The sequence below is a fragment of the Phaeobacter sp. BS52 genome (genome assembly GCF_045040595.1).
GTDB lineage: Bacteria > Pseudomonadota > Alphaproteobacteria > Rhodobacterales > Rhodobacteraceae > Phaeobacter > Phaeobacter piscinae.
In genome coordinates this window covers 3,451,113-3,469,155 of the sequence record NZ_CP090662.1, presented here as the reverse complement: position 1 = coordinate 3,469,155, position 18,043 = coordinate 3,451,113, and the positions used below count along the sequence as shown (strand labels likewise).

Below are 18,043 nucleotides of genomic sequence, written 5' to 3'. Positions count from 1 at the left end.
ATGGAAAAGTTCACAAAAATCCAAGGCATCGCTGCCCCCATGCCGCTGGTCAATATCGACACCGACATGATCATCCCCAAGGTGTTCCTGAAGTCCATTCAGCGCACCGGTTTCGGCAAGAACCTGTTCGACGAGATGCGCTATAACCGCGACGGCACTGAGATTGCGGACTTCGTGCTGAACAAGCCGCAGTACCGCGATGCAGAGATCCTGATCGCGGGCGACAACTTTGGCTGCGGCTCCTCGCGCGAACACGCGCCTTGGGCGATTGCCGACTTTGGCATCAAGTGCATTGTGTCAACATCCTTTGCCGACATCTTCTTCAACAACAGCTTCAAGAACGGCATCCTGCCAATTGTCCTGCCGCAAGAGCAGGTGGATCTGCTGATGAAGGACGCGGAAAAAGGCGCAAACGCGCGCATGACTGTCGATCTGGAAGCGCAGGAAATCACCACATCCGATGGTGAGGTGATCACGTTCGAGGTTGATGCGTTCAAAAAGCACTGCCTGCTGAACGGGCTCGACGATATTGGCCTGACCATGGAGAAATCCGCCTCTATCACCAGCTTTGAAGACAAGGCTGCGCAAGAGCGCCCCTGGGTCTGACCCGACATCAGGTCACCTTTGATATCACCGCAAAAAGCCGCCCTCATGGGCGGCTTTTTATCTTGCGCGCGATGCTTTAGTTGCAGACAGCCACGCGATCTGCTGCCCATGCGGGCCGGTCCATGCCAAGGGCTGGCCATTCTGCATAAGTAAGAACATATCGCCCCGAGGCTGACCTGCACGGGCTGCAAACTGAGGGAAGACGCGCGGCCCCTCATTGCTGATCCAGATTGCGTCACTCTCAAGCATCTGCTTCGCGAAGGCATCCCGCTGCTGTTGATCGGCGACATAGGTCAGAACTGCGGTATGAAAGATGACAACGGTTGCATTGCCCGGTGCCTCAGCGACCAGCGCAGGCAAATCCTGCATCAAATCTCCGGAGACCACATGTGGCGGACAGTGCTTTGCGACCGAAATCGCGGACCGCAGCCGATCAAGGCGCAACTGATGTTCAGGCCAGACCAACTGTTCCAGCCAAGCCACGTCAGCGTCACAACTGACATCAAGAGGGTTCAGATCCAGCCCCGCCCGCCAGACAATATCAGGGTGCGCCATCGGTCGCGGTGTACCCGGTGACGCGCTGCACTGAAATACCGGGGCACAACCTGCAAACTCCGGCGGCGGGGGCAGCTTATGGTCGCCCCAATCGTACCCATAGATATCTGGCAACAGGCACAGACCAGCGGAGGCGCCCACCTCAATCAGCGCGATCGGCCCAGTGATCTGCGCCAAAAGGGGCAGCAAGACAGCACAGCGTCCCGGCTCATTCGTCTGCGTCGTCCGTCTTCGCATGACCGCGGCAACTTCCTCGGCCCGGTCGCGGATGACCCTGTCAAATGCTTCCGGACAGGAAATGTGGCCTGCAACGTGGCGCACTGCCGCAAACAGAAGATTGGGTTGCTGACGATCTGCAGGCAACGCCGACAAAAAGCCGAGACAGTTTTGCGAGTGAGCCACATGCAGCGCCAGCCTCTCATAGATGGGCGACTGACCTGCGGCCTCCCATTGCGCGAATCTGACGTAGCGTTCTGCAATGTGAGGGATCATCCCAGCCTCCAACCAAACCGCGAGCAGCACGCGCGGCGACTGACCTGCGCCGAAATCTGCCCTGATCCCCACTATCCCAGTTGCGCGGCTCTCCCACAACATATTGTGGACCACCGCATAAACCCTTGTTTTCACTCACACGCAGCCACGATCACTGATGCAAACCAGCACCACCCTACCACCCAAAACACGCAAAACCCTGCTGAAACCCTGGTGCGAACTTGAGCAATATCCCGCTGACGGGCACAAATAAGGCGGAAATGAGGCAGCGCTCAGCAGAGACATTTCACCAAGAAATGCATGCGGGCATCAAGTTGGAACAACGGCACGGCAATGCACCGGCCAGTCCAGTTTGAAGGGATCGAGGCGTGATAGCACGGATTACAGGCGCGGCCATCCGCGGCATCTTTGTTGCATTGCTGATTGCAATGCCATCGCTGTTGTTGCCGGATGCAGCGACACGGTCACCCGAGGTGATCGCCCTGCTTGCCATCCTCGCCGCAGCACTGACCTTCGCCGAGTATTTCTCAAGCTATCCAAGTTTCGTGGAGTTTCGCGAGGCGCCTCCGCTGAACAGAATGCGGTTCATATCGCTGGCCCTGATCGTCATTCTGGTCAGCCTGGTGACCCGCCATCCGATGGAAGCAACTGCCCTCACCTCTCTGGTGCATGGTCTGGCCTCAGGGCTGGGCGACACACTTGATTTCGCGTTCTCCCCGATCCAGCTGACCGGGTTGATGATGCCCGCCCATGTGGCGCCGGATCTTATCTCACAGGTAATGGCGGCAGCGGCGCTCAGCTATATGATTGCCCTCATCACCATCCTTGGTTTTGCGCTGGCGATCCGGCTTCGGGACTGGCCGCTCAGTAATGGGCCCTTCAATGTCTGGACCAACCTGCCTCTCTTCGACCCGACGACCGGCGGCGACGTGGTTGAGCGGCTACAACGGGATGCCCGGATCAATATCGTTGGTGGCGTGCTTCTGCCCTTCGCGCTGCCTGCGATGGTGAAGCTCACCTCCGGTATCGTGGACCCCGGCCTGCTGGCGGCCCCGCAGACCCTAGTCTGGGTCGTTTCGGCCTGGGCCTTTGTTCCTGCGTCAATGATTATGCGCGGGCTCGCAATGCTGCGGATTTCAGATCTGATCGCGCAGAAGCGCCGTGCCGCCTATGCCAGTTCAGAGGCATTGCAAACCGCATGAGACAGCTGGCCACGCTCCTGCTGGCCGTTCTCCTTCCATTGATCAACCCTGCCGAAGCGGACCCTGCAAAGACCTTGCGCATCGCCAGCTTCAATACGGAGCTGTCCCGCAAGGGACCCGGCCTGTTGTTGCGGGATCTGCAACGCGGCAAGGATCCGCAGATAGCCGCCATTTTGCAAACACTCACCGAGGCCGATGCTGATGTACTTGTCTTGCAGGGGATTGATTGGGACTACGAAGGCCGCAGCCTGGCCGAACTACGCAACCTCTTGGCCAAACGCATCCCCCGTTATGGGCATATCTACGCCGCGCGGCCCAATACTGGCATGCAGACCGGGCACGACATGGACGGCGATGGGCGTTTGGGCACCGCGCGGGATGCACAGGGCTATGGCCGGTTCACCGGGCAGGACGGCATGGCCATCCTCTCTCGGCTGCCCATTCTGCGCGATGACGTGAGAGATTTGTCTGCGTTGCTTTGGCAGGATCTGCCCGGTGCCACGCTGCCAACATACCCCGATGATACCCCCTTCCCCAGCCCTAACGCGCTGGCAGCTCAGCGCCTGTCGACAACCGGGCACTGGGTTGTCCCTGTCCTGCTGCCCAGTGGTGAGCCGCTGTCAGTTCTGGCATTTCAGGCAACACCCCCGCTGTTTGACGGGCCGGAAGACCGCAACGGACTGCGCAACCAAGACGAAATCAGGCTTTGGCAGGTCCTGCTGGATGGCGGGCTTGGTCCCGCACCAGCCGAACCATGGGTCATCGTAGGCGGGGCCAACCTCGACCCGGAGAAAGGCGCCGGTCGCCGCGCGGCCATCGCGGATCTACTCCGCGATCCGCGCCTGCAAGACCCACGACCACGGGATAATGCAGGACACACAGATACCGTCAACTGGGGCACATCCGGTCCGATGCGTGTCGACTACGTCCTGCCCTCACAAGCGTTGCAGGTTGTCGCGTCAGGGCTGATATGGCCTGCTAATATCCCGGCCAAAGACGGCGACGCGGACCGCCCTGCCAGCCGTCATGCGCTGGTCTGGACAGATCTGCAAATTCCGTAGCAGTTTCACTGCAACAAGATGGCGCGAAAACCGCCCTCTCAGCCATAAAAACAAAGCGATCAGCCGCTATCTGCGCCCGGAACATTGACCCAAGGGCGATGTGCCGTTACCCCGGCTGCAACGCTTTCAAGGAGTACCCATATGTCCAACCCATCGATTCTGATTCTGCCCGGCGACGGGATCGGCCCCGAGGTCATGGCCGAGGTCCGCAAGGTCATCACCTGGTATGGCGAAAAGCGCGATCTACAGTTCGATGTGAGCGAGGATCTTGTTGGTGGTGCCGCCTACGATGTGCACGGCAAACCGCTGGCCGATGAGACTATGGAGAAGGCACAAGAAGTCGATGCGGTTCTGTTGGGCGCCGTGGGCGGCCCCAAGTACGACGATCTCGACTTCTCCGTCAAACCAGAACGCGGCCTTCTGCGTCTGCGCAAGGAGATGGATCTCTACTCCAACCTGCGCCCGGCGCAATGCTTTGACGCGCTGGCGGATTTCTCTTCCTTGAAAAAGGACATCGTTGCCGGTCTCGACATCATGATCGTGCGCGAACTGACCTCGGGTGTCTATTTCGGTGAGCCACGCGGCATCTTCGAAGAGGGCAACGAGCGCGTCGGCATCAATACCCAGCGCTATACTGAGAGTGAAATCGAACGCGCCGCACGGTCTGCGTTTGAACTGGCCATGCGCCGGAACAAAAAACTCTGCTCGATGGAAAAAGCCAACGTGATGGAGTCCGGCATCCTGTGGCGCGAAGTGACAACCCGCGTCTCCGCCGACTACCCAGAGGTCGAGCTGTCCCATATGTATGCTGACAATGGCGCGATGCAGCTGGTGCGCGCGCCCAAGCAGTTTGACGTGATCCTCACCGACAACCTCTTTGGCGACATCCTGTCCGACTGTGCCGCAATGCTGACCGGCTCTCTGGGCATGCTGCCGTCTGCTTCGCTCGGCGCGCCGATGGCAAACGGCCGACCCAAGGCGCTGTATGAGCCGGTACACGGTTCCGCGCCGGATATCGCGGGTCAAGGCAAGGCAAATCCGATTGCCTGTATCCTCAGCTTTGCGATGGCGCTGCGCTACAGCTTTGATCAAGGGTCCGAGGCGGACCGTCTGGAAACTGCGGTGGAGCAAGTTCTGGCTGATGGTCACCGCACCGGCGATCTGTTGGGCGAAGAAGGCGTCTCGCCGATCAGCACGTCTGAAATGGGCGATGTGATCATCGCAGCCCTCGACGCCAGCCTCTAAGGGCTTCGGTATATAATCGCGGCGCGGGCCGCCAATGGCCCCGCCACATCCTGCTCAGACCGATCTAAGACCTGGCAGGCAACAGCCCAGATTGCGCGCGCGGACTGACGGTTCGATCCGCGACAGCTGACGGCTTTTTTAGTATTTCCCTGACAGTGTTAGCGCTATAGTGCAGGCCATCTGCCGTATTTTTGCGCCGACCCGGATGACCCAATGAACATAAAAGCCGCTTTGCTTGCCCTCTTGGCCTATGCGATTTTTTCCACCCATGATGTGGTGGTCAAGATCCTCGGTGCGGATGTGTCACCGGTTCAGTTGGTGTTCTTCAGCAGCCTGTTGTCCTTTCCCCTGCTGGTTTTGATGCTGATCAAGGATGCGACCCCCGGCCACCTGCGCCCGGTCCACCCTTGGTGGATGGCCGCGCGGTCGGCAACCATGGCTGTGATCCCTGCAAGTGCCTTTTACGCGTTTTCCGAACTGCCGCTGGCGGAAACCTATGCGTTGCTGTTTGCCACGCCGCTGCTGATCACCCTGCTGTCGATCCCAATCTTGGGCGAGCGTGTCGGGCTGCCGCGACTGGCGGCGGTCGTGGTCGGCTTTATCGGCGTGATGGTGGTGCTGCGCCCCGGTGCGACCAGCTTTGGCCTGGGTCATGCGGCCGCGCTTTTTGCCTCTTTCTGCGCCGCTTTTCAGTCGGTCGTTCTGCGCAAAATCAGCGCGGATGAACGCCGGGTCGTACTGATGATCTATCCGATGCTGATGACCTTTGCGGTCATGGGGTTGGCACTGCCGCTGGTCTATGTCCCACTGGAAGGTGTGACCTTTGGCGGCATCGCGATTGTGGCCCTGTTTGGGTTTTGCGCGACGTTGCTGACGGTCAGCGCCTATACCATCGGCGAGGCGGCGATCGTCGCCCCAATGCAGTATTCCCAGATCATCTGGGCCACCATCTTCAGCGTGGTTCTTTTCAACGAAAAGGTCGATTTGATGACATTGGTCGGTGCTGCCATCATCATCGCCAGCGGCATTTTTATTGTGCTGCGTGAAGCCTTTGGCGGGCGCTCCGACAATACTCCGGTTCTGCGCACCCGGAGCCGTGGATATACTGCGGGCGGTACCAATGTATCACTCATGCTGAAACGGCAAAGCGAGGATAAACCGGCGGAATAGGGCTTGCATATCCAAGCCCTGCCGTGTAATCCCGCGCCACGGTCGGAGCGTAGCTCAGCCTGGTAGAGCACTGTCTTCGGGAGGCAGGGGCCGGAGGTTCGAATCCTCTCGCTCCGACCAAATATGCAAAGGCGCCCTTGGGCGCCTTTTGTGTTTCCAGGTTCGTGATCCGCCCTTAGCCGCCGTTTGTGGCAAAGCACATGAACAGTCCGGCGCCACCTGTCATGGCAAGAGCTTCCATCGAACAGCCACGCGTGTCATGCGCCGCATTCCAGGATGTATTGCCGCCACCATGGCGATCATGATGTCCGACCGTGGCACTGCCCTCTCCGGAACTGGTCCAATTGCTACAGGTCTTATCGCCCTCCATCCACGGGAAATAAGCGGTGCCATCCGCCATGGTGCCAGTGAGCAGATCATGGACATTTGGGCGATCGCCCCGGCCATTTACCAGATTACCATTTTCATCCAGCCCAGTGGATTTGACGATATTGGGACTAAGATGCAGCTCATCCAGATTGCCTGCGATCTGTACGCCCTCGGCATTGTGCCATGGACCGCTGCCAATCCGGTCACGCGCTGAAGTCCCGCGCTTCCCCTCTTCCTGCGTACTGAGATAGGCGCGCCAGGTTTTGCCCGTGATACCGGCCGCTTCGGCGAGGCTGGCACAATGTGCGTCTGCGCCCTCCAGTCCGCCGAGATCGCCGCCTTTTCCTGAGCCGACGCTGGTCACGAAAAAGCTCATGCTGGTGTCCTGGGCCAGCGCAGCCCCACCGGCGCTCAAGAGCAGCGGAATAGAGATCAGCGCGGCTTTGGCCGCAGCTATGGTCACTGTCATCTTATGGTCTCCCCTGTTGTATCGAACGGGGCGCCTGACCGCCTCTCGACAGAAACTACAGTCACGGATCCTGCCCTGCGCGCGCATACGCCTCCCAGTCTTTTAGGTAGAAGCCACCAGGGGGTTTTCAAACAAAGGTCAAGCATGTCCGCCAAGAGTGAGCGTCATAATAAAACAAGGCCGCACTGAGTGGTGTCAGTGCGGCCTTGTCTCTCATATCGCGAGTTTGGCTCTGATCCGCCAATTAGGCTCGAATCTCTTGCCAGGATTACCCGTGCAGGCGTTCCAACAGGTTGCCCAATGTGGCCTTTTCCTCGGCGCTGTATTTCGCCACCCGGCTGCGCCACAGCGTGGCCTGCGAGCGCAGGATCAGACCATCTGACATCAGCTTTAGGTGGTTGGCCCGCAGGGTTTCCCCGGTCGATGTGATATCGGCAACCATTTCAGCCGTCTCGTTCTTGACGGTGCCCTCGGTCGCGCCTTGGCTATCTACCAGCTGATAATCCGCAACACCTGCATCCATCAGATACTCACGCACAAGACGGTGATACTTCGTCGCGATCCGCAGCCGATGGCCGTGTTTCGCACGGAAAGCGGCGGCGACCGCATCCAGATCGTCGATGGTCTCCACGTCGACCCAGATTTGTGGCACCGCCAGAATGAGATCGGCATGACCAAAGCCGAGCCCTGCGATTTCTTCAACCTGCTGCTCCCAGAGGGGTAGTTTTTCCTGTACCAGATCGGTCCCGGTCACCCCAAGATGGATGCGTCCGGCGGCCAGTTCGCGGGGCATCTCCCCTGCGGATAGCAGCACCAGATCGATCCCCTCAATTCCCTCGACTGCGCTTAAGCATATTCACGGTCCGACCCCGTGCGTGACAGGGTAATTCCGCGTTTGCCGAACCATTCGAAGGTCTTCTCCATCAGCCGCCCCTTGGACGGCACCCCAAGCTTCAGGCTCATGACTTCGCCCCTTCCAGCAGCAGCATCAGATCGGGACGAACCACACCGCCAACGGCGGGAATTTCTGCCCACTGTCCCAGCTGCCGCGTCAGCGCGTCATAGCGACCACCGCTGGCAATCACCGGCAGATCTGGACGCCCATCGGCGTAAAAGCCGAACACGAAGCCATCGTAGTATTCCATCGACGTGCGACCGTAAGAAGCTTCAAAATCAAGGCTGTCGACATCAATGCCACGCGCCTTCATCGCCGCGGTACGCGCATCAAGCCGGTCTAGCGCAGGGTTGATCGCAGGCAGGTCCACCGCGATATCGCGCAGCTGTTCAGATGCATACGGAATGGTCTCACGCACCGCCATCAGCGCCTCTAGCGCGGTCAGTTCATTCTCCGCAATTGGCGGGGCTGCTGCATCAGCGCGCAGAGCCTCAACACGGGCATCCACCTCCGCTGGGCGACGTTTGCCAATGGCGGGCACCTTCCCCGTCAGCACCCCTTCGGTAGACAGCAACTTGCGACGGCTTTCCGCAACTGGGCTGCGTCCGGCAAACTGGTCGAGCATTGCCCGGAACCGGCGCGGCCGCCAGATATGGCGCATCAGGGCTGCCTTGCGCAACGACGTGGTGTTAAGCCCCTCAACCGCAGCCATCAGAATACCGATATCACCGGTTGCGGCGCGCACGGGCAGGTCGCGCAGCTGCAGCGCAATCAGCGCAAAAACCTCGGCATCGGATCCCGCCGGATCATGGCGTTCAAAGACCTCATACCCCACCTGAAGATATTCGTTGGCGCGGTCCTCGTCGTGTTCCTGACGGCGAAATACGTCGCCTGCATAGGTGTAACGCGCAGGCTCTGCACCGTCGCGCATGTGCATCTCGACCACTGGCACGGTGAAATCGGGGCGCAGCATCTGCTCTCCGCGCAGCGCGTCTGAGGTCACGTAAGCGCGAGCACGGATGTCCTCACCATAGAGATCCAACAGGGTCTCCGCAGGCTGCAGGAAGGGCGGCTCCACCACCCGTGCGCCAGCAGCCTCAAAACTCATGCGCAGCCGGGCGGCCAGTGTCAGGGCGCTCAGACGATCCCCCATCGTTCAGCCCTGCCCTGCAAGGATTTCGCGCACCTTGGCGACCAAATCACCGCGTGGCACTTCAAACTGGCTGGGGCGTTCTTTCCACTCTTCCAGGGTGGCGTTTTCAGCAATCTGAGCGCCAAGGATCAGATCCTTGATCTGGACCACACCGCGGTCCTTTTCTTCACCACCCTCAATCACGGCGATCGGCGAATTGCGCTTATCCGCATATTTCAACTGATTGCCGAAATTCTTGGGGTTGCCCAGATAGACCTCAGCCCGGATGCCTGCACTGCGCAGCTCAGCGACCATGGTCTGATAATCCGCCATGCGGGCCTTATCCATCACGGTAACGACAACGGGTCCAGTGGCCTCGGCCTTGATCCGCCCCTTTTCGCGCAGCGCCGCCAACAGGCGGTCGACGCCAATGGACACGCCGGTTGCAGGAACTTCCTGACCGGTGAACCGCTTTACCAGATCATCATAACGACCACCGCCGGAGACCGAGCCGAACTGCCGCTTGCGGCCTTTCTCGTCAAGGATCTCAAAGGTGAGTTCGGCCTCATAAACTGGCCCGGTGTAATAGCCCAGACCGCGTACCACCGATGGGTCGATGTCGATGCGGTCTGCACCGTAACCGCCTGCGGCCAGCAGATCGCCGATCTGCTCCAGCTCGCCAACACCCTCAGCCCCAATGGAGCTGCTGCCGACCGCGTCGCGGAGGTTGGCAAGGGTCTTGGCGGCATCCACCCCCTTGGACGTCAGGAAGGCCAGCACCGGCGCGGCCTGATCTTCCGACAAACCAACACCGTCAATAAAGGCACCAGAGGCATCCAGGCGCCCCTTGGTCAGCAATTCGCGCACGCCAGCCTCGCCCACCTTGTCGAACTTGTCGATGGTGCGCAGCACATCGTCGCGCTTGGCATCGCCTGCCTCAAGCCCCATGGCCTCCAGCACGCCATTCAGGACCTTGCGGTTGTTCACCCGCACCAGATAGTCGCCGCGCGGAATGCCGACGGTTTCCAGCGTATCAGAGAGCATCGCGCAAATTTCAGCATCCGCAGCCATAGAAGCAGTGCCAACGGTATCGGCGTCACATTGGTAAAACTGGCGGTAGCGCCCCGGACCGGGCTTCTCATTGCGCCAAACCGGCCCCATCGCGTAGCGGCGATATGGCGTCGGCAGATCGTTGCGGTGCTGGGCATAAACCCGGGCCAGAGGGGCGGTCAGGTCATAGCGCAGCGCCATCCAATCACCGTTGCCGCCTTCGTCGTATTCCTGCCAAGCGAAGACGCCCTCATTGGGACGATCGACATCGGGCAGGAATTTGCCCAGCGCTTCAACGGTTTCCACCGCAGAAGATTCCAGCGCATCAAACCCGTAGCGATGATAAACCCCCGCGATGGCCTGCAGCATCTCGCTGCGCTGGCTCACCTCTTCGCCGAAATAGTCACGGAAGCCCTTGGGCGTGATCGCCTTGGGGCGGGGCTGTTTCTTGACTTTGGCCATCTTGGCCTCCTCGGGGTGTCAAATGGGTCAGATACTCGCCCGGCGGTCTAGCCCAAGGGCGGGCTGACAGCAAGGCGGCAGAGGTGCACACCCAGCAAGGCGTCTCTGCGCTGCCTCACATGAAGGCACCGTGTTTCAGACTTGTGACAGCATGGACGCGCCCGCCGCCAGCGCATATGAGAGCGTGAGCCCCAAGGAGACAAGCATGCAACATCTCGAAGAGCAGATCGCCCACCTGACGCGCACCGTCGATGAGCTGAGCGAGGTCATCAACCGGCAGCAATCAGAGATCGACCGGCTGACCCACCGTGTCGCGATGCTGTATCAGCGCGAAGCTGCCCGTGACCAGGATGGCGGCGGCGGGGTTGTCATCGGTGACGAACGCCCACCGCATTACTGATCTTATGGGACGATTGGCTGGGGCGCCTGTCAGCTGTCGCTGCTCGCCGGGGACGGTTTGAACGACAGCAAGCGCAACGCATTGAGCGTCACCAGCACCGTGGCGCCGGTGTCAGCCAGAATGGCGATCCATAGGCCGGTCATGCCCAGGACCGATGTGACAAGGAACACCCCCTTCAGCCCCAGCGCAACGGCGACGTTCTGACGGATATTGGTCAACGTCGCACGGGACAGCCGAATTACGCCAACCACGTCGCGAACACGGTTCCTCAAGATCGCCGCATCTGCGGTCTCTAGCGCCACATCAGTGCCCGATCCCATTGCAACCCCGACCTGAGCGGTCGCAAGCGCAGGCGCATCGTTGATCCCGTCGCCAACCATCATGACCTGAGCGCTCTTGGTGAGCGCCTGTAGCGCCGTAACCTTATCCTCCGGCATCAGCTCCGCGTGATGGTCCAAGCCCAAGTGCCCGGCAATTGCCTCTGCCGTGCGGGCATTATCTCCGGTCAGCATGGTCGCGGTGATCCCCATCCGCGCCAGCGCTTGCACCGCGTCAGCCGCATCTTCGCGGGGTTCATCACGTAGCGCGATAAGCCCGTAGAGTATCTCTTCGCTGAACAGGACGACGACCGTCTTGCCCTGCGATTCCAGCTTGGCCGCCTGCGCAAGGGCGGCCTCTGTCATGACACAGGTCTCTGAGGCAAAACGCGGGGACCCGACTGTGATCATAACGGATCCGACTTTGGCTGAGGCGCCCTTGCCTGGCACCGCGCGGGCCTCCTGTGCCAACGGAATCTCCACGCCGCTGTCCGACGCCCGCGTGCAGATCGCTTCCGCCAGCGGGTGGCTCGACTCGCGTTCAACCGCGGCGGCCAGTTCCAACAGCTTATCCTCGCTGCCATGATGTACGACGATATCCGTGACCTGCGGCCGCCCGCGGGTCAATGTCCCGGTCTTGTCAAAAGCCACATGTGTGGTGCCCGCCGCAGCCTCAATGACCGCGCCTCCCTTCAGCAACAGACCATGGCGCGCACCAGCTGACAAAGCCGACGCAATGGCCGCCGGAACACTGATCACCAACGCGCAGGGGCAACCAATCAGCAGCAGCGCAAGCGCGCGATAAATCCAGGTGTCCCAATCCAGACCGAAGCCAAGCGGTGGCACCAGCGCTACCAACAAGGCGACCCCAACAACGATGGGCATGTACACACGGCTGAAACGGTCGATAAATCGCTCAGTCGGGGCGCGGGCACTTTCGGCCTCTTCGACCAAGCGAATGATCCGCGAGATCGTGTTATCCGCCGCCGCGCGGGTCACGCGCACCCGCAGGACGGCCTGGGTATTGATGGATCCGGCAAAAAGCTCGGATCCGGGCTCTTTCAGGCATGGGACGCTTTCACCTGTCACCGGGCTTTCGTCGACGCCGGAGATCCCATCGATAACCGCTCCGTCCGCTGGCACCCGGTCACCGGGGCGCACCACAACGATCTGACCTTCACGCAGACTGTCTGCTGCGACCTCCTCCAATACATCTCCCCGCTCCACCAACGCAGTTTTGGGCACGAGATCGGCCAGCGCACGAATCCCGTCTCGTGCTTTGTTCGCGGCCAATCCTTCCAGCATTTCGCCCACGGCAAAGAGGAAGACCACCAGCGCGGCCTCTTCGGCAGCGCCAATAAACAAGGCACCAATCGCCGCAATCGACATCAGCATTTCGATGGTGAAAGGCATTCCCGCCCGCAGCATCGCAAAGGCGCGGCGTGCGATGGGGGCCACGCCAATCAGGGTTGCCAGCATGAACGCCCAGAGACCCACCGTAGGGGCTGCCATGAGTTTGATCCCCCAGGCCAGCACCAGAAGAAAACCAGTCCCAAGGAGCAGTTGCCCCTTACCGCTGCGATACCATGCGGGTGCCTCGGCCACGGTGGCAGCGTCGGCCTGCGTGGTGTCGCAACAGGAGTTCCGGTCGGTCCCCGCACCGTCACCACGGGCCATCAGGTCAAACCCTAACTTGCGCACCGCCTTCTCCACGGCAATCACCGACCCCTCTTGCGGGTCCAGATCCAGACGCAGCCGTTCGGCCATCATCGCAACCTCAACGCCACTGACGCCCGGCAATCGCTCAACCGCACCGCGCAGTTTGGTCGCGCAGGATCCACAGTCCATGCCCGTGACCCGCCACTCCAGCTGCTCACCCGTATCCTTGGCCATGTAAACGCCGCCTTTCCTGCTCTTATATGCTGTCAGCGAGCTATGTAGTTCCTACAGCCACTAGAGCTTCAAGACATTTCTTCAGAAAAACCCGATACAAACTCAGTTTTGCTCAGGACGTGCCGCAACGGCCTTGTTGGGGAAGGGCAGAAAGCCGCTAAGCTCCCGAGAACGCCTGGCCGATCCGCCAGCATCACGACCAAGGAGGCGCCGCCGTGCTGCAGGGTATTCGTGTGATCGAAATTGAAGGGCTGGGGCCTGCGCCCTTTGCCGGGATGATGCTGGCAGATCTTGGGGCTGACGTGATTTGCGTCCACCGCAAAGGGCACAACGCAGGCCTGATGCCACCCCATCCGATCATCGACCGGGGCAAACGCTCAATCATGCTGGATCTGAAATCAGCGGCCGACGTGGAGACGCTGCTGCAGCTGGTCGAAAGCGCCGATGCGTTGATTGAGGGGTTTCGTCCCGGCGTGATGGAGCGTCTCGGCCTTGGGCCTGCGGACTGCCATGCTCGCAACCCTGATCTCATCTATGGTCGCATGACAGGCTGGGGGCAGGACAGCCCACTGGCGCAGACTGCAGGCCATGATCTGAACTATACCGCGCTCTCGGGCGCACTCTGGTATGACGCGACGCCAGGAACGCCACCCCAGCCGCCTGCGACGCTGGTAGGCGATATTGGTGGAGGTGCGCTTTATCTGGTCGCTGGTATTCTTGCGGCACTTGTGAAGCGCGGAAGCGCCCACGATGATAGCCCGTCCGGATGTGTGGTCGACGCAGCGATATACGATGGATCGGCCCATATGATGAACCTGCTGATGACATTGCAACAGGGCAGGCAGTTTGCAACGGCGCGCGGGACAAGCCTGCTGGATGGGCCCCATTGGAGCCGTTGCTACCTCTGCGCCGACGGCGGCCACATCAGCGTGCAATGTCTCGAACCGCAGTTCTATGCAAAGTTTCTGTCATGCCTGAATCTGGACGAGGACGCACAATTCGCCCAGCAGCATGACAAAAGGCTGTGGCCCGTGCTCGCCGCGCGGCTGACCGGGATCTTTGCGACCCAGACGCGGGACTACTGGGCCGATCTGTTCGATGGCAGCGACGCCTGCGTGGCCCCAGTCCTGTCGCCAGAAGAAGCCATGAACCACCCAATGAACACGCGCAGGACCTGGATCATGGCAGACAATGGCCTGCAGGCGGCACCCGCGCCGCGATTTTCAGATCAGGGCGATTGGACCGCCCCTCCCGCGCCAGAACGCGGTGAGCATACGGCCCAGATACTGGCGGACCTGATGCAGCGCCGACGCTAGGTCAGTCGACTTTCTTGGTTTTCTCAGCCGCCGCCTTCATCCGCGCCAGCAGGTCCGCTTTTGTTTCGCGACCACCGTAGGGGTTCTTGTCGGACCCTTTGGCGTTGTGTTCTTGGTGGCGCGGGCTGTTCTTGCCCTTTTTAGGGGCACCAGATTTCTTGTAGTCCATCGACTTGCCCTTTCGGCGTGATCGCAAAAGGCGCTGATGCCGCAATTGGCCTCAGCGCGCAAGACTATCGCAAGCATTACATTGTAGAGTGCAAACGGATCAGCCGCCCCGTACCGCATCAATCATGCGCTGCACATTGTCCGGGTCCGCATCAGGCGTGATGCCATGACCAAGGTTGAAGATATGCGGCCCATTGCCAAAGGCTTTGACGATGCGGCGGGTGTCATCCACCAGTTCCTGACCGCCGGTGACCATATGACGCGAGGCAAGATTGCCCTGCACACAGCCGTCTACCTGAACATGGGCTGCGGCCCATTCAGGATCCACCGAATTATCGAGCGCGACGCAATCCACCCCGGTTGCCTTGGCAAAACCGACATATTTGTCACCGGCCTCACGCGGGAAGCCAATGACCGGGATGCCCGGATGACGCTTTTTCAACGCCTCGGTGATCTGGCGGCACGGCTCCAGCGCGTATTTCTCAAACGCCTCGCCACGCAGCGAGCCTGCCCAGCTGTCGAAGATTTTGACCACCTCTGCACCGGCTTTGATCTGCATCGACAGATATTCAATGGTCGCCTCTGTGATGCGCGCCAGCAGGGCCTCAAACAGCGGGTTGTTATCCTGACGCAGCAAGTGCGCAGGCCCCTGATCTGGGGTGCCGCGCCCGGCGATCATATAGGTCGCGACAGTCCAAGGCGCACCGGCAAAGCCGATCAGCGTGGTCTCAGAAGGCAGCGCCGAAGAGAGCAAGCGCACCGTCTCATAGATGGGGTTCAGCGTTTCGTGAATATCGCTGACCGGGCCCAGCTTGGCGAAATCCGCTTCGGTGGTGATTGTCGAAAGGCGCGGCCCCTCGCCGGTTACGAACCACAGATCCGCCCCCAAAGCCTGCGGCACCAGAAGAATATCGGCAAAAAGGATCGCGGCGTCGAACCCGTAGCGGCGGATTGGCTGCAGGGTGACCTCGGTTGCCAGCTCCGGATTGTAGCATAACGACAGAAAATCGCCCGCCTCGGCCCGTGTGGCGCGATATTCCGGCAGATAGCGACCGGCCTGACGCATCATCCAAATCGGCGGCACATCCTGTGTCTCGCCCGCCAATGCGCGCAGCAGTTTCTTCTGTTCGGCCATGGTCACCCTCATATCTGTGTTGCATCTGAGGTCTAGCCTTGGCGGCAAATTGTCAAGGGCAGCAGGACCGGTGCTTGTCATGGCATTATGTCGCGATTAAGGGTCAATACATGACACAGATTGATCTGCCCTCCCCCGCTTCGCCCCTGAAAATCGGCACCCGCGGTTCGCCTCTGGCGCTGGCCCAGGCCCATGAAACACGCGCCCGGCTGGTTGCGGCCTTCGATCTGCCACAAGATGCCTTTGAGATCGTGGTGATAAAAACCAGTGGGGACAATCAGGCGCTGATCGCGGCGGACAAACCGCTGAAGGAACTGGGCGGCAAAGGTCTGTTCACCAAGGAAATCGAAGAGGATCTGTTGTCTGGAGCCATCGATATCGCGGTGCATTCGATGAAGGATATGCCCGTGGCACAGCCTGCCGGGCTGCTGCTGGAAACTTATCTGCCCCGCGAAGACGTGCGTGACGCCTTCGTCTCGCCAGATGTCACTGCCATCGCTGATCTGCGCGAAGGGGCGGTTGTCGGCACCTCCTCGCTGCGGCGACGCGCCCAGCTGTTGCATCGTCGCCCCGATCTGCAGGTGGTGGAGTTTCGCGGTAACGTTCAGACACGCCTGACCAAGCTGCGTGATGGTGTCGCGGAATGCACATTCCTGGCAATGGCCTAAGCCTGAACCGGCTCGGCGCAGATCAGGTGCCCGCAACCCCCATTCCGCCTGAGGACATGCTGCCCGCCGTTGCCCAGGGCGCCATCGGGATTGAGCGGCGCGCGGATGACAGCCGCACCGGCGATATGCTGGCCGCCCTTCACGACCGCAAAACCGGAGAGCGGCTGGCGGCAGAGCGCGCGTTTCTGGCTGCACTTGACGGCTCCTGCGAAACCCCGATTGCCGGGCTGGCCACCCTGGACGGCGGAACACTGCGATTGCGCGGCGAAGTTCTACGCCCTGACGGTTCCGAGGCGATCAGCGATGAGCAGTTCTGCCCGATTGAGGACGGCGCGGAACTGGGCCGTGAGATGGCGGCAAAGCTGCTGGCCCAAGCCGGGGCAGGCTTCTTCGACTGGAAAAGCTAAGGGCTGGCCAAGGGATGTGAGGCGCTGCCTCGCACTCCGGGATATTTTCAGCCAGGAGATGCGCAAAGTGTGGTGCCTCAGATCTGACCGGACCAGCGCAACCAACGCTCTGGCCCGCCACCAAAGACATTCAGATCAACGTTCCCCTCAATCCCCGGCACCCGCCCGGTGCCGGTATATTGCCAGAACCGCCAAAGCGCGCCGGGATAGGTAACATGGGGGTGATCCGCAACAGAGCGCAGCCAGAATTCGGTGCCCCTCAGGCGGCCGATGCCAGTATCACGGTAGAAATCAACGGTGGTGTAGAGCACCGGGCGACGTCCGTAATGCGCCTCAAGAATATCGAGAAACCGATCCGCCTCAGCACGGATTTTACTGCCGGAAGGCCGTTTTGTGCAAGTACGTGAATGGGGCGTCCATTCCATATCCAGCACGTGGGGCAAGGCGGCGCTGTCGCGCGGGACATGGCGGATGAACCAGCGCGCCTGCTCGGCCGCAGGGCGGCAGAAATAATAATAATGATAAGCCCCGCGTTTCACACCGGCCCGCCGCGCGCCGCGCCAGTGATCGCGAAACTTCGGATCCGCCAGATCGCCGCCTTCGGTCGCCTTGAGATAAGCAAAGCTGATGCCCGCCGCCTTCGCCCGGTGCCAGTCGATGTCGCCTTGCCAGCGCGAAACATCAATCCCGTGGATCGGATAGGACCAGGGCGTGCGGCCATCCCAGGGGTGTGGATCACTGTCGCCAAATTTGGGTTGGGTGATCAACCGCGCGCGCGCCACGGCGAGGCTGGCAGCGGTCTCCCCCGGCTGGACCGGCTCACCGATCGGCGGTGAAGGCGGCGCGACAGATGAGGTGCGTGACCCGCAAGAGGCCAGCATCAACACTGCTGCAATCAACAGCCAAAGTCTGCTCATATGGACCTGCCCTGATCTGCCCCGGATCTGCGTGCAATGCCACGCTTTGCCTCAGTAAAGCGCGACCGACCGATCAGAGCAATGATCAAGGCATCCCCATGCCGCAATCAGCAA

Annotated in this window: 15 protein-coding genes, 1 tRNA gene and 2 pseudogenes; 9 read left to right on the top strand and 9 right to left on the bottom strand. The window is 60.6% G+C overall.

Going from position 1 to position 18,043, the window contains the following annotated elements:
* Entirely contained in the window at positions 1 to 606 is a 606-nt protein-coding gene (gene leuD / locus L0Z65_RS16880; protein WP_096872613.1) for a 3-isopropylmalate dehydratase small subunit, read from the top strand.
* A 57-nt stretch (positions 607 to 663) separates the two neighbouring features.
* Here the strand turns inward: leuD and L0Z65_RS16875 are convergent, their stop codons facing one another.
* Positions 664 to 1,653 carry a DUF2332 domain-containing protein gene (locus L0Z65_RS16875; RefSeq protein ID WP_405109394.1) on the bottom strand — a complete coding sequence of 330 codons (990 nt, stop codon included), beginning with the start codon at positions 1,651 to 1,653 and terminating at the stop codon, positions 664 to 666.
* 368 nt (positions 1,654 to 2,021) lie between these two features.
* Between L0Z65_RS16875 and L0Z65_RS16870 the strand changes: the two genes are divergently transcribed.
* From L0Z65_RS16870 to L0Z65_RS16850, 5 genes are all read left to right on the top strand, one after another.
* Positions 2,022 to 2,855, top strand: a complete 834-nt coding sequence (locus L0Z65_RS16870) for a hypothetical protein (protein ID WP_405109391.1) — start codon at positions 2,022 to 2,024, stop codon at positions 2,853 to 2,855.
* Positions 2,852 to 3,916 (top strand): endonuclease/exonuclease/phosphatase family protein, encoded by a 1,065-nt coding sequence (locus tag L0Z65_RS16865; RefSeq protein WP_405109388.1) that lies wholly within the window; start codon positions 2,852 to 2,854, stop codon positions 3,914 to 3,916. The genes L0Z65_RS16870 and L0Z65_RS16865 overlap by 4 nt, the downstream gene beginning before the upstream one ends.
* Before the next feature lie 141 nt (positions 3,917 to 4,057).
* Positions 4,058 to 5,161, top strand: coding sequence for a 3-isopropylmalate dehydrogenase (gene leuB, locus L0Z65_RS16860; protein ID WP_040174534.1), 1,104 nt, complete (start codon positions 4,058 to 4,060; stop codon positions 5,159 to 5,161).
* A gap of 213 nt (positions 5,162 to 5,374) precedes the next feature.
* Positions 5,375 to 6,331, top strand: coding sequence for a DMT family transporter (locus L0Z65_RS16855; protein WP_102896265.1), 957 nt, complete (start codon positions 5,375 to 5,377; stop codon positions 6,329 to 6,331).
* A 43-nt stretch (positions 6,332 to 6,374) separates the two neighbouring features.
* A tRNA-Pro gene (locus tag L0Z65_RS16850) sits at positions 6,375 to 6,451 on the top strand.
* Positions 6,452 to 6,506: 55 nt separating this feature from the next.
* On the opposite strand, the gene L0Z65_RS16845 is transcribed toward L0Z65_RS16850, so the two are convergent.
* The 4 genes and pseudogenes from L0Z65_RS16845 to hisS all read right to left on the bottom strand — a co-directional run bounded on the left by L0Z65_RS16845 (position 6,507) and on the right by hisS (position 10,708).
* Complete coding sequence (locus tag L0Z65_RS16845; RefSeq protein WP_118068794.1) at positions 6,507 to 7,169, bottom strand: hypothetical protein; 663 nt, start codon at positions 7,167 to 7,169, stop codon at positions 6,507 to 6,509.
* Positions 7,170 to 7,437: 268 nt separating this feature from the next.
* A pseudogene (hisG, locus tag L0Z65_RS16840) lies at positions 7,438 to 8,132 on the bottom strand (ATP phosphoribosyltransferase).
* On the bottom strand, positions 8,129 to 9,217 hold the full coding sequence (locus tag L0Z65_RS16835) for an ATP phosphoribosyltransferase regulatory subunit (RefSeq protein ID WP_405109383.1): 1,089 nt from the start codon (positions 9,215 to 9,217) through the stop codon (positions 8,129 to 8,131). The pseudogene hisG and the gene L0Z65_RS16835 overlap by 4 nt, the downstream one beginning before the upstream one ends.
* 3 nt (positions 9,218 to 9,220) lie before the next feature.
* A complete protein-coding gene (gene hisS / locus L0Z65_RS16830; protein WP_096872619.1) occupies positions 9,221 to 10,708 on the bottom strand; it encodes a histidine--tRNA ligase in 1,488 nt (495 codons plus the stop codon).
* 205 nt (positions 10,709 to 10,913) lie between these two features.
* On the opposite strand from hisS, the gene L0Z65_RS16825 reads away from it, so the two are divergent.
* Positions 10,914 to 11,108 (top strand): SlyX family protein, encoded by a 195-nt coding sequence (locus tag L0Z65_RS16825; protein WP_096873209.1) that lies wholly within the window; start codon positions 10,914 to 10,916, stop codon positions 11,106 to 11,108.
* Positions 11,109 to 11,137: 29 nt separating this feature from the next.
* Here L0Z65_RS16825 and L0Z65_RS16820 read toward each other — a convergent pair whose 3' ends face one another.
* Positions 11,138 to 13,318: a heavy metal translocating P-type ATPase gene (locus tag L0Z65_RS16820; protein ID WP_405109380.1), complete on the bottom strand. Its 2,181-nt coding sequence runs from the start codon at positions 13,316 to 13,318 to the stop codon at positions 11,138 to 11,140.
* A gap of 215 nt (positions 13,319 to 13,533) precedes the next feature.
* Between L0Z65_RS16820 and L0Z65_RS16815 the strand changes: the two genes are divergently transcribed.
* Positions 13,534 to 14,634 (top strand): CaiB/BaiF CoA transferase family protein, encoded by a 1,101-nt coding sequence (locus L0Z65_RS16815; protein WP_405109377.1) that lies wholly within the window; start codon positions 13,534 to 13,536, stop codon positions 14,632 to 14,634.
* Position 14,635: 1 nt separating this feature from the next.
* Here the strand turns inward: L0Z65_RS16815 and L0Z65_RS16810 are convergent, their stop codons facing one another.
* On the bottom strand, positions 14,636 to 14,803 hold the full coding sequence (locus L0Z65_RS16810) for a hypothetical protein (RefSeq protein ID WP_405109375.1): 168 nt from the start codon (positions 14,801 to 14,803) through the stop codon (positions 14,636 to 14,638).
* A 99-nt stretch (positions 14,804 to 14,902) separates the two neighbouring features.
* Positions 14,903 to 15,937, bottom strand: a complete 1,035-nt coding sequence (gene hemE, locus L0Z65_RS16805) for a uroporphyrinogen decarboxylase (protein WP_405109372.1) — start codon at positions 15,935 to 15,937, stop codon at positions 14,903 to 14,905.
* Positions 15,938 to 16,047: 110 nt separating this feature from the next.
* Here hemE and hemC point away from each other — a divergent pair.
* Positions 16,048 to 17,012 (top strand): annotated as a pseudogene (gene hemC, locus L0Z65_RS16800) (hydroxymethylbilane synthase).
* A 77-nt stretch (positions 17,013 to 17,089) separates the two neighbouring features.
* Here hemC and L0Z65_RS16795 read toward each other — a convergent pair.
* The gene (locus L0Z65_RS16795; RefSeq protein ID WP_405109369.1) at positions 17,090 to 17,929 is read right to left on the bottom strand and encodes a GH25 family lysozyme; all 840 of its coding nucleotides are present in this window, start codon (positions 17,927 to 17,929) and stop codon (positions 17,090 to 17,092) included.
* Positions 17,930 to 18,043: the final 114 nt, after the last annotated feature.

Bases quoted from the DNA above. Each gene is read 5' to 3' on its own strand.
- leuD (WP_096872613.1), top strand. From the start codon at position 1: ATGGAAAAGTTCACAAAAATCCAAGGCATCGCTGCCCCCATGCCGCTG.
- L0Z65_RS16875 (WP_405109394.1), bottom strand. From the start codon at position 1,653: ATGATCCCTCACATTGCAGAACGCTACGTCAGATTCGCGCAATGGGAG.
- L0Z65_RS16865 (WP_405109388.1), top strand. From the start codon at position 2,852: ATGAGACAGCTGGCCACGCTCCTGCTGGCCGTTCTCCTTCCATTGATC.
- leuB (WP_040174534.1), top strand. From the start codon at position 4,058: ATGTCCAACCCATCGATTCTGATTCTGCCCGGCGACGGGATCGGCCCC.
- L0Z65_RS16855 (WP_102896265.1), top strand. From the start codon at position 5,375: ATGAACATAAAAGCCGCTTTGCTTGCCCTCTTGGCCTATGCGATTTTT.
- L0Z65_RS16845 (WP_118068794.1), bottom strand. From the start codon at position 7,169: ATGACAGTGACCATAGCTGCGGCCAAAGCCGCGCTGATCTCTATTCCG.
- L0Z65_RS16835 (WP_405109383.1), bottom strand. From the start codon at position 9,217: ATGGGGGATCGTCTGAGCGCCCTGACACTGGCCGCCCGGCTGCGCATG.
- hisS (WP_096872619.1), bottom strand. From the start codon at position 10,708: ATGGCCAAAGTCAAGAAACAGCCCCGCCCCAAGGCGATCACGCCCAAG.
- L0Z65_RS16825 (WP_096873209.1), top strand. From the start codon at position 10,914: ATGCAACATCTCGAAGAGCAGATCGCCCACCTGACGCGCACCGTCGAT.
- L0Z65_RS16820 (WP_405109380.1), bottom strand. From the start codon at position 13,318: ATGGCCAAGGATACGGGTGAGCAGCTGGAGTGGCGGGTCACGGGCATG.
- L0Z65_RS16810 (WP_405109375.1), bottom strand. From the start codon at position 14,803: ATGGACTACAAGAAATCTGGTGCCCCTAAAAAGGGCAAGAACAGCCCG.
- hemE (WP_405109372.1), bottom strand. From the start codon at position 15,937: ATGGCCGAACAGAAGAAACTGCTGCGCGCATTGGCGGGCGAGACACAG.
- L0Z65_RS16795 (WP_405109369.1), bottom strand. From the start codon at position 17,929: ATGAGCAGACTTTGGCTGTTGATTGCAGCAGTGTTGATGCTGGCCTCT.